The organism is Myroides sp. LJL115 (assembly GCF_054871665.1).
In genome coordinates, this window is sequence record NZ_JBTXLS010000030.1 from 1 (window position 1) to 11,963 (window position 11,963).

Below are 11,963 nucleotides of genomic sequence, written 5' to 3' on the forward strand. Positions count from 1 at the left end.
TTAAATTAGATATATAAATCAAATCTTGCGATTTGCCTTACTCTTTGTTAAATTTTGCTGTCAATCCAATATGTCTATGAACGTGTCTTCAATGTTGCGCTTATCTCTCAAAGCGGTTGCAAAAGTAATACTTTATTTTAAACTACCAAAGAAATTTCGAAAATTTTATTTTTTTTAATTTCTTGCCAGCCCTCGTATTTCCTAAAGCGGACTGCAAAGATACCACCTTATTTTTTTATTATCCAAATTTATTTTTCTTAAAATTTCTTTAATGTTTTTAAAGGTAACTTTACTTCTCTTTATGTAAGATCGTCTTGCTTAATGCGGGTGCAAAAGTAGAAACTTATTGTTTACTTCCAAACTTTATACATGCTTTTTTTCTAAAAACTATTACACATAATAGATAAATCACTCAAGAACAATAGCTTAAACTTAAAAGTTTTTTTCAACATTTTGCATTAATTCACTAAATAACTCGATACTTTGCTGTTTAGCTTTTATATCATATATAGGAGAGTGAATCATTAACTCGTCCACTTCTAGAATATCACAGAATCTTTGCACCTCAGGAAGCAATTCTTCTTTACTACCTATAAAGGAGCAAGCTGTCATATCTAAAACATAATCTCTTTCAATTTCATTCCATATTCCCTGCATAGAAAAAACTGGTTCTTGTAATGGTTTACGATCATTCCTTATAATACCTAAAAACATTTTATAAAAAGAGGTTGCTAAAATATTGGCCTGATCTGAATCATCTGCAACAATAGCATTGACACAAGCTATAAAATACGGTTGTTTTAAATATTCACTTGGTTTAAAATTTTTGCGGTAAATTTTTGCAGCCAATTGCAATTGATTTGGAGCAAAATGGCTCGCAAAAGCATAAGGCAACCCTAATTCAGCTGCAAGATAAGCACTATCAGTACTAGACCCTAGGATCCACATATCTACTTTAGCCCCTTCTCCAGGAAAAGCCCTAACTGTTGCACTTGGATCGGTATTTTTAAAAAAACTCTCTAATTCCTTAATTTGATCCATAAAACCATTAGGTTGTAAAGTGGTGTTTCTACGAAGAGCCATGGCAGTTAACTGATCTGTCCCTGGAGCACGACCTAAACCTAAGTCAATACGCCCTGGATATAAAGCTTCTAAAGTTCCAAATTGCTCGGCAATAACTAAACTAGAATGATTCGGAAGCATAATTCCACCAGAACCAACCCTAATCTTAGATGTTCCTTGAGCAACATAGCCTATTAAAACAGAAGTTGCACTACTAGCAATATTTGCCATATTATGGTGTTCTGCTAACCAAAACCTCGTATAACCAAGACTTTCCGCTTCTTGAGCTGTTTTCAAAACATTATTAAAAGTTTCCTTTATAGTGCGATTTTGACCAATAGTAGCTGTATCTAAAAATGAATAACCTATCTTTTGTTTCATAATAAAATAATATCAGTCTATTAATATAATATTTAAAACCCAAAAGACACTAATCTTAAACACAATATTAACAAACCCAGCTAAGGGAGAAAAAACATAAAAAAAAGCCCTAAGTTTCACTTAGAGCTTTTATACCTATATATAATACTTATTTTCTAATATAGTAAGGAGTATTCAAACCTAGGATATCCCCTATTTCCTTTTTCATCGGAAAAACTTAACATTCTAAATTTATAATAATTGCCTTGAGAATCTTTTAATACATAAAAAACATCTTTATAAACAACTCTCTCTACACTTACATCTCTCCAAGTATCTCCTATAATTCTTAAATCATAGCTAAAATTAGCTGGATCAATTTGATCTAAAGTAAAATCTTTATAAAATGTCTTTTCACCTTCAGGAATTCTAATCATGTATGCTTGAACGTTAGCATAACGATTTTGTAAAATAAAATCGGAAAAACCATAAGACCCCATAGGAGCACCGTTTTGATCAACTGTATTAGTAAAGACCGTGAAGTTCAAATCCCACTTATCTTTACTAGGCTCTACATTAACAATGCTTTGTGTATTAAAACTAAAAAAATTGAAATTAAACCCTGCTCTTTTTGGAATGCTCACCTCTTTATATACAACCTCTTGTGGTTTACTATATTGTAATAGATAAGCATTATCTCGTATAAGTACGCGAATCTTCATCCAGCCTCTAGGCTGACCAGCCACGTTTACAGATCCTGGAATCACACCTTGATCACTACCTATTTCATTACCTAAATTCACAAGATACACGCGGTTATTTCTATCTATGACATCCACCGCAGAAATAGCTGTCTGATTCAAGTTACCACTCGGGTTATCAATGTAAGCAATATTATACGGATCAAAAGTACCAATTCGAATGTCTTCTTGTAAACTTTTTAGCATATTATCTGATATAGTTTCAGTCATGGAGCTAACATTTATAACTCCAGCTGCCATATAAACAGATCCATTTAGTTTAACCACAAATTCAGGTCCATCACTAAAAAAAGCTAAATCCCAAGAATCCCTTCTTACTGGATACATTGCACGATCTGCTAAATCTACATATACTTGATTTTTCTCATTAGGACCGCCTAAATTAGGAGCCAGCACACCACCTAAAGAAGCATTATAACTAATTGTCAAAACACTAAATCCTCTAATAACAGGAGTCGCGCTTGAATAATTAATCTTCTCAATGGTAAAAGTAACTACTCTATCACTCTTGGGATCACTAATATTTAAATTTTCAAAAATAAGATCAACGCTATTATCTCCCTTTGTAAAAGGTATAATCAATAAATTATTTTGATTAATACTTGGAATAGTACTAAAATCTTCCCCAAATACAGCCTGTTGTGTAGTTACTCTTACTTCTACACTTCCATCCTCTAGAGCATTGTGTGAAAAAAGCAAAGGTATGCTAGTTGGTTGTGTAATCTCTCCATATGGGATAGATTGCTCTTTAAAGGCAACAATAAACTCTCTTTGCTCGTTATTTCCAGATGTAGAGTCTTTTTGGCAAGATCCCACTGTAATAAAAACGCAAACTAAAAGTAAAACTTTTAAAATATTCTTCATACTATTTATTTTAAAAACCTAAATTATACTGTACTTTCAGAAAAAAACTACGCCCATAAGCTATAGGCATTACAGTTGAACCAGGTTCATGCGCTGTAGCAGCATTTGCTGTTGTTTTCAAATTAATAACATTGAAAATATTTCTAACACCAAAAGTAGCGGTAAGTTTTCTATCCAAAAACGGTTGTCTTATACTAAAGTCTAACCAAGAATAACTATCTTGTTTTCCTTTGTAATAATAATCACCAAACATATCTGACTCCATTACATACTTGTATTCTGCTCCATTATATTTATAATATAAAGACAAGGAGGTATTCCAATTAGGTAATTTGTAACTAACATTGGCAGTAACCTCAGGAGTATAAAGGTATTTATCTGTATCGGTTGGGGCTTCAAACATTTGCTGAGCTGATCCAGACATGGTAAACCCTACACCGAAATCTAGGTTTTTCCAGCTAACTTGATTCAAGAAAGTGACTCCAATATTACGGTAACGATCCACATTCATGTATTTAAACTTTAAGCCACTTGGCTCATACATTTGAACTAAATCAATTTTATCATTTACTTGCAAATAACGTCCTGATAAACTTGTACTTACCTCTAAGTCTTGGTTTATTTCAATATCTTTTTTCAAGTTTAAAAAGAATGTCTTCCCTTTCTCTGGTGTTAAGTCTGGGTTCCCTTGTAAATCATGATTAACATCCACAAAATAAGTATACATCTCTTCGTAGTTAGGAAGTCTTGGAGAAGTACCTAAAGTTGCACGAATTTCATAACCGCTTTTAAGAACATATTTCAATACTAAACTTAAAGCATGTTCATTCTTAAAAGTATTTGAAGTCATTAAACGATAACCAGGCCTAACCATAAAACGAGGCAGAACATTAATCTCGGAAGAAGCATAAAAATCATAACTTCCTAAAGTATGGTTTTCTGGCTTTTCCCCTAAATTCTGAGACATAATAGAATATCCTTTACTATTTGTAAACTCATATCCTACCTGGAACTTAGCATTATCCCATTTAATGAATTCACTAAAAGTACCTCTTGAGAAAAAGACTTCTCTACTTTCTGTTTTTACATTAGAAGAATCAAACTTTTCATCATATTTGATTCTATAGCGATAACTTTCATTGATTTTTTCTTGCTTTTGATAAGAAAACGACAAATCAAAAAACACCATATCTTTAATATGCCCAGAAGTATTTAAAACATTTGACCACCTTTTAGTATTTATTTTTTGATCTAAAGCAATAGGATCAGTCGTTTCAAATAAAGGATCTTCATTTAGGTCAAAAAGTTTGCCGTAATTTTTCATACGTTCATCAAAATACTCAAACTTATAAAACACGCGGTAAGACCCTTTGTGATAATTAATAAAAGCTTTTAAATTATTTTGATTTTTCGGTAACCATTCATGGCCACGTCTATCCTGATCTCCATAATAGGTAAAACCTTTTCTTTGATCATACCACCCTTTAAAATCACTATGGGTGTAGCTTACACTAGCATAAATATTATCGTTAATATTATGCCCCATGGTTAAACCTTGTATGTGTTTACCTTTATCTTTTAAATTATATTCCTTACCAACTGTTTCTTCTTGTACAAATGCACTAACATTCCAATCATTTATATTATTTTTCTTGGTAATAATATTGATTATTCCTGTAACAGCGTTAGCTCCATAGTCTACTCCCATAGATCCTTCTACAATCTCGATCTGAGCAACGTCATCTAAATTAATTTGAGTAAGGTCAGTATTATTTCCAAAACCTTCATCACTAATCATGGGTACATTATCTATTAAGATAGTAAAGTACTGCCCGTCTAACCCGAACATCTTAATACTTGATCGTCCTGTACTAGCATTAGGCAAAATAGAAATATTCATAACCTGATTTAATGCATCAGCAAGTGTAACTGCACCTAGGTTTTCGATACGTTGTCGATTTAATACCGTTACATTATTTACAGCCTTATTGATAGACTGGGGATTATATTGTCCGGTAATAACAATCTCCTCTAATTTATGTTGCGGTGAACTTATAGTATCTTGAGCATAAATACTCATACTTAGAAAGTAACATAAACCAAGTACAAATAGTGACTTGCGTTTCATTTAAATATTTTTAGTTTGACCCTGTTTTTTTAATGATGCAAATATAAGAATATTTATTATTTAAACTCATTTTAAATAATAAATATTCCCTAAAAAAAAGCGAAGTTTTGAACTTCGCTTTAGTATTTTTTTTAATTTACGCTCTTGGTAGAAAAATTTCCGCCATCATGCAACGAGCACTTCCTCCCCCACATGCCTCTATAGTATCTAAACTACTATGTAAGATAGAACAATGTTTTTCAATTGCATCGATTTGATCCTTTGTCAGACTATTGTAAGCCTGAGTAGACATTACAAGATATTTTTTACCTTGATCACCTAGAACTTGTAACATATTACCGGCAAAATTATTCACCTGATCTTCAGAAATAGTAATAATTTCCTTCTTGCTTTCTTTCAAGTGATTCAAAACAATCTTCTTTTCTTGCTTATCATCAATAGCATCGGCACAAATAATAGCAAAATCATCTGCTAAACACATCATCACATTGGTGTGGTAAATATTCTTTCTTTGACCATCTACAGTATGAAATGCTTCGAATATAATTGGATCCATTTCAAACTCTTCACAGAACTCAATAACTAGATCCTCATCTGCACGCTGTGATAAGGCGCAATAAACCTTATTATTTACTCTATCAATTAATAAGCTACCTGTACCTTCCAAAAATAACTCATCTTCCTCAGCAGAGGTATAATCCCAAATATCTGAGATTTCAAAACCTTTTTCCTCCAGTAAGTCTAAGATATCCTCTCTTCTTTCTAAACGACGGTTCTCAGCAAACATGGGATATAAAATCACTTCTCCTGAATCGTGAAAAGAAATCCAGTTATTAGGGAAGATACTATCTGGTGTATCTGGAGACTTTGTATCCTGTACAACTGTTACATCTACTCCAACTCCTTGTAATTTTTCCACAAATGCATCGAACTCCGCTTGAGCTTTAGCATTTACTGTCTCAGGGCTTAAATTATCTAGGACACGTTGGTAATAATTATTTACTGCTGTTTGCTCATTCATACGAAAAGCAGCAGGTCTTATCATTAAAATAGAATTTGTTATTTGCATAATATATATTTTATTTATCTCTAATTAAAGGAAGTGTAGTACAACGTAGAAGCCCTTCTTGCTTTGCAATTTCCCCATAAGGTACAGTCTCTACTATAAAGCCCTGTTGGGCTAACCAATTATTTAAACGGGAGAAATTCTTTTCTGAAACAACAACATTTTTATCAATAGAAAAAACATTGGAATTCATTTCATACATTTCCTGTTTACTAATGTGGAATAAATTATCCATACCAAATAGCTCTACTAAAAAGGCATATTCTTTTGGATCATAGAATCCCTCCTTATGAATAATTGCCTTGTTTGTTCCAACAGGTTGAAAGCAACAATCCAAATGCAAAGCATTTTCTTTTGCGTTAGTCTTTGACTTTACAAGATCAAAACTACTGATGGTTTTATTGGGAAACAATTCTTTTATAAAGTCAACACCTAAAGCATTGGTGCGAGCAGTTATAAAATCAGCATAGTCGGGTCTTTTATAGGTACCGATAAAAATATGATCTCCCCATAACATTACATCGCCACCTTCGAAATGAACTTGCTCTGGTGCTGATATAATATTTTTAGGGTTTATTTTATCTAATATATGCTTTAAGGCTCCTAGTTCCCTAGACCTTTCTGGCAAAACATTTGCCTTGATGAATTTATCTTCAATAACAAAACCTATATCTCTTGAAAAGATTTGATTATAATCTTCAATTATACTAGGTCGATACACATCGATTTCATACTTTAAAAAAAGGTTCTCTAAAGTATCCATTTCATGAATCATATCCTCTTCAGTAGGATATGTTCCATTTAATATATGCTCTAATGATTTGGGATCATAAGCATCTTCTATACTAGGGGTGGGTCCATTACTGACAGCAGTGCCAAGGACCACAGCCCGCAATCTACTAGTTTCGTCTACAACATTTAAATCTAACATAAATAGTTTTTTACAAATATAAGAAAACCCCTCTTAGGTCTTTGTGCAAAAAAAAAGAGTCTTTAAAAAAGACTCTTTATAAATATAGCGAAAATCTAATTATTTTCTTTGATCTACTGGAACATATTCTCTTAATGTCTCCCCTATATAGATTTGTCTAGGACGTCCAATTGGTTCTTTATTAATGCGCATTTCTTTCCATTGGGCAATCCACCCTGGAAGACGACCAATAGCAAACATAACAGTAAACATCTCTGTTGGTATTCCTAATGCTCTATAGATAATTCCTGAGTAAAAATCTACATTAGGGTAAAGATGTCTTTGTACGAAGTAAGGATCTTTTAACGCAGCAACTTCTAATTTCTTAGCAATTTCTAAAACTGGGTCATCCACTCCTAATTTACATAAAACTTCATCTGCAGCTTTCTTAATAATTCTAGCACGTGGGTCGAAGTTTTTGTAGACTCTGTGTCCGAATCCCATTAAACGGAAAGGATCATCTTTATCTTTGGCTTTAGCAATGTATTTTTCCACATCCCCTCCATCTTTTTGGATATCTTCTAACATCTCTAATACAGCTTGGTTTGCTCCACCATGCAAAGGTCCCCATAGAGCAGAAACTCCAGCAGAAATAGAAGCAAATAAACCAGCATGAGACGAACCCACCATACGAACGGTAGAAGTAGAGCAGTTTTGCTCATGATCTGCATGTAATATAAATAATTTATCTACTGCATTTTTAACAACTGGATCTATTTCATAAGGTTCCGTTGGTAAAGAGAACATTAATTGCAGGAAGTTATCTACGTAGCTCTCTGTATTATTATAGTAGTTTAAAGGATACCCTTTAGCTTTACGGTAAGTCCAAGTTGCGATAACTAGGAATTTACCCATTGTCTTACAAACAGCATCGTATAAAGACTTTTTGCAATCTGCATCTACTACTTTAGGATTAAAGGCAGTAAGGGCACTAGTTAAAGATGCTAACACTCCCATTGGGTGAGCTGTTCTAGGAAATCCTTCTATTATCTTACGCATTTCCTCATTCACAAGTGTATACTTGCGAATATCTGTTTCGAATTGCGCTAATTCTTCTTTAGTAGGTAACTCTCCAAAGATAATTAGGTAAGATACTTCTAAGAAATTAGAATTCGCTGCTAAATCTTCAATAGAATATCCTCTATAACGTAAGATTCCTTCTTCACCATCTAAGTAAGTAATTGCACTTTGGCATGAACCTGAATTTTTGTATCCTGGATCGTAAGTAATAGCTCCTGTTAAAGCACGAAGCTTAAGAATATCAATAGCTACTTCATTTTCCGTTCCAACTAACACAGGAAATTCATGTCGTTGTCCGTCTATCTCTATATAAGCTGTTTTAGACATATTGTAATTATTTTATATTTTTACTATTTCTTTTCAATATTAGCAATGCTTTAATCTTTAGCATTTCTCAGTAGGAAAGATATGAAATAATATACATACCTACAAGTTAAAAACACCTTGCTAGGCCAATATTAATCATATATACAAACCTTTTACATTCAAAATATTTGAATAAAAAACAACGAAGCCCAAAATTATCATTTTCTCAATAAAATATATAAAATACCTATAAAAAAATAAAGCCCTCACAAAATGGAGGGCTAATTTTTTGTAAAATATTTTTACTTAATCTTAAAAGCTTTATCTTGAGGATAATAAGCTACAAAACCAAGCTCTTCTTCTATACGTAATAGTTGATTATACTTTGCCATACGGTCTGAACGAGACGCAGAACCTGTTTTGATCTGTCCACAATTAAGTGCTACAGCAAGATCAGCAATCGTACTATCCTCTGTTTCACCCGAACGGTGAGACATAACTGAAGTAAATCCAGCATTTTTAGCCATGTTAACTGCAGCGATAGTTTCTGTTAAAGTACCTATTTGATTTACCTTAATTAAAATTGAATTACCAATACCTTCAGTAACCCCTCTTTCTAAACGTTCTACGTTAGTAACAAATAAATCATCTCCTACTAACTGTACAGTTTCACCAATTTTATCCGTTAAATATTTCCAACCAGCCCAGTCATCTTCATACATACCATCTTCAATAGAAATAATTGGGTATTTTGTACAAAGTTCTGCAAGATAATCTGCTTGCTCTTCCGAAGTACGAATCTTTCCTTGCGGTCCTTCAAATTTACTATAGTCATATTTACCATCAACATAGAATTCAGAAGCTGCACAGTCCAAAGCAACCATAATTTGATCACCAAAACTATATCCAGCATTTTCTACTGCAAGCTTAATACAATCTAAAGCATCTTCAGTACCATCTAAAGTTGGAGCGAAACCACCTTCATCACCTACTGCAGTACTTAATCCACGTGCATGTAAAACATTTTTAAGACTATGGAAGATTTCCGTACCCATTTGTAAAGCTTGAGAAAAACTCTCTGCTTTAACAGGCATAATCATAAACTCTTGAAAAGCAATAGGAGCATCAGAATGTGAGCCTCCATTTATAATATTCATCATAGGTACTGGCAAAGTATTAGCAGATACACCACCAACATAACGGTATAATGGTAAACCTAACTCAGCCGCTGCCGCTTTAGCCACTGCTAAAGAAACACCTAAAATAGCATTAGCACCAAGATTGCTCTTATTTGCAGTTCCATCTAATTCAATCATTAATTGATCGATTGCATTTTGCTCTAGAACACTTACACCAACAATATTTTCAGCAATAATTGTATTCACATTCTCTACAGCATTTAAAACGCCTTTACCTAAGAATGCTTTACCACCATCTCTTAATTCAACAGCCTCATGTTCTCCAGTCGAAGCACCTGATGGAACAGCTGCTCTACCTAAAAACCCACCTTCTGTGATAACATCTACCTCTATAGTTGGATTTCCTCTAGAGTCTAAAATTTGACGTGCATGCACACTAACGATTGTACTCATATTATAATTGTGTCTTTAAAATTTAGTCAGGCAAAATTACAAATTTAAAAGCAAAAAAACTTTACATTTCACAAGCAATACACAATACTTAGATAAAAAGCCAAAAAAAAAAGCAGCTATTAAATAGCTACTTTACTTTTGTTTATATTTTCTATGAATTGATCAAACAAATAACGAGAGTCATGAGGGCCAGGACTTGCTTCAGGGTGGTATTGTACCGAGAAGATATCCTTATCCTTCATACGCATACCTGCAACTGTACCATCGTTTAAATGAACATGAGTTAATTCTAAAGTAGGGTGGTCTTCTAAATCCTCCTTAATAATAGCGAACCCATGATTTTGAGAAGTGATCTCACCTAATCCAGTTAATAAGTTTTTTACCGGATGGTTTACTCCTCTATGTCCACTAAACATCTTGAAAGTATTTACTCCTTGAGATAATCCTATTAATTGATGACCTAGGCAAATTCCAAATACTGGCTTATTAGAAGCAATAACATCTTTAACTACATCTAAAACCCCAAGTTTACCAAGTGCTAGAGGATCCCCAGGCCCATTGGATAAGAAGAACCCATCTGGATTGAAATCCAACAACTCAGCATACTTAGTATTATAAGGAAATACTTTAATGAAACATCCACGCTCAGCAAGGCATTTTAAAATACTAGCTTTGATCCCAAAATCTAGAGCAGCTACTTTAATAGGAGCCTCCGGATCACCATAAGTATAAGCTTCTTTAGTAGAAACTTTAGAAGCTAGTTCTAAACCTTCCATAGAGGGAATATCTTTCAATTTCTTTTTAAGATTCTCAATGCTAGTACCATCCGTTGAAATAATAGCATTCATAGCTCCATGCTCACGAATGTAAGTAGTTAATGCTCGTGTATCCACATCACAAATAGCTACTAAAGAATGTTTCTTAAAATAAGATAAAACATCTGAATAAGAATTAGCGCGAGAGTTCACATTACTAAAGCTCTTACATACTAAACCAGCAATCTTAATTCCATCGGAATCTACTTCATCTACATTTACTCCATAGTTCCCAATATGTGGACTGGTAGCCAACATAATTTGACCAAAGTAAGAAGGGTCGGTAAACACTTCTTGGTAACCAGTCATACCAGTGTTGAAGCAAATTTCCCCATAAGCAGTACCAGATACACCTACAGATTTACCATAAAAAACAGTACCATCACTTAGTACTATAACGGCATTTTCTTTTGTATTATATTCCATTATTATTCGTTGTATAGTATAGGACAAAATTAAAACAAAAAAACATAAAAAAAGGGACATCCTTTAAAAGAATGTCCCTTTTATTTATGAAATTTTACAAGCAAAAAATGTAAAATTATTATTCATTAGTTTCTGCTTCATTTGAAGTTTCAACTGTTGTTACTTCTTCAGTAGCTTTTTTCTTACCTCTACGAGTATTCTTTTTAGCTTCTTTCTTCGCAACATTGTAGATTTCATTGAAGTCTACGAACTCAATCATAGCCATATCTGCGTTATCTCCTAAACGATTACCCAATTTGATAATACGAGTATATCCACCTGGACGATCACCAACTTTTTGAGCTACTTCTCTGAATAATTCAGTAACAGCTTCTTTTTGTTTGATGTAAGAGAAAACTACACGACGATTATGAGTATCGTCAGTTTTAGCTTTAGTCACTAATGGTTCAATAAATTGTTGTAAAGCTTTAGCTTTAGCTACAGTAGTATTGATACGCTTGTGCTCGATTAAAGAACAAGCCATATTAGCTAACATAGATTTTCTATGACCAGCTTTTCTACCTAGTTTATTAATTTTTTTTCCGTGTCTCATT

General features: G+C 33.2%; 9 protein-coding genes. All 9 read right to left on the reverse strand.

The window, feature by feature from the left end:
• Positions 1-432: 432 nt before the first annotated feature.
• Complete coding sequence (locus ACYSNX_RS08480; protein ID WP_461754250.1) at positions 433-1,443, reverse strand: LLM class flavin-dependent oxidoreductase; 1,011 nt, start codon at positions 1,441-1,443, stop codon at positions 433-435.
• Between the two features lie 155 nt (positions 1,444-1,598).
• On the reverse strand, positions 1,599-3,047 hold the full coding sequence (locus tag ACYSNX_RS08485; protein WP_461754251.1) for an HmuY family protein: 1,449 nt from the start codon (positions 3,045-3,047) through the stop codon (positions 1,599-1,601).
• Positions 3,048-3,057: 10 nt separating this feature from the next.
• On the reverse strand, positions 3,058-5,175 hold the full coding sequence (locus ACYSNX_RS08490) for a TonB-dependent receptor plug domain-containing protein (RefSeq protein WP_461754252.1): 2,118 nt from the start codon (positions 5,173-5,175) through the stop codon (positions 3,058-3,060).
• Positions 5,176-5,311: 136 nt separating this feature from the next.
• On the reverse strand, positions 5,312-6,247 hold the full coding sequence (gene ctlX, locus ACYSNX_RS08495; RefSeq protein ID WP_461754291.1) for a citrulline utilization hydrolase CtlX: 936 nt from the start codon (positions 6,245-6,247) through the stop codon (positions 5,312-5,314).
• A 7-nt stretch (positions 6,248-6,254) separates the two neighbouring features.
• Positions 6,255-7,172 carry a dimethylarginine dimethylaminohydrolase family protein gene (locus ACYSNX_RS08500; RefSeq protein WP_461754253.1) on the reverse strand — a complete coding sequence of 306 codons (918 nt, stop codon included), beginning with the start codon at positions 7,170-7,172 and terminating at the stop codon, positions 6,255-6,257.
• A gap of 99 nt (positions 7,173-7,271) precedes the next feature.
• Positions 7,272-8,558: a citrate synthase gene (locus ACYSNX_RS08505; protein ID WP_461754254.1), complete on the reverse strand. Its 1,287-nt coding sequence runs from the start codon at positions 8,556-8,558 to the stop codon at positions 7,272-7,274.
• A gap of 281 nt (positions 8,559-8,839) precedes the next feature.
• On the reverse strand, positions 8,840-10,129 hold the full coding sequence (gene eno, locus ACYSNX_RS08510) for a phosphopyruvate hydratase (RefSeq protein ID WP_461754255.1): 1,290 nt from the start codon (positions 10,127-10,129) through the stop codon (positions 8,840-8,842).
• Positions 10,130-10,248: 119 nt separating this feature from the next.
• Positions 10,249-11,370, reverse strand: a complete 1,122-nt coding sequence (gene carA, locus ACYSNX_RS08515; RefSeq protein WP_461754256.1) for a glutamine-hydrolyzing carbamoyl-phosphate synthase small subunit — start codon at positions 11,368-11,370, stop codon at positions 10,249-10,251.
• A 118-nt stretch (positions 11,371-11,488) separates the two neighbouring features.
• Positions 11,489-11,962, reverse strand: a complete 474-nt coding sequence (gene rplQ / locus ACYSNX_RS08520; RefSeq protein ID WP_461754257.1) for a 50S ribosomal protein L17 — start codon at positions 11,960-11,962, stop codon at positions 11,489-11,491.
• Position 11,963 lies beyond the last annotated feature (1 nt).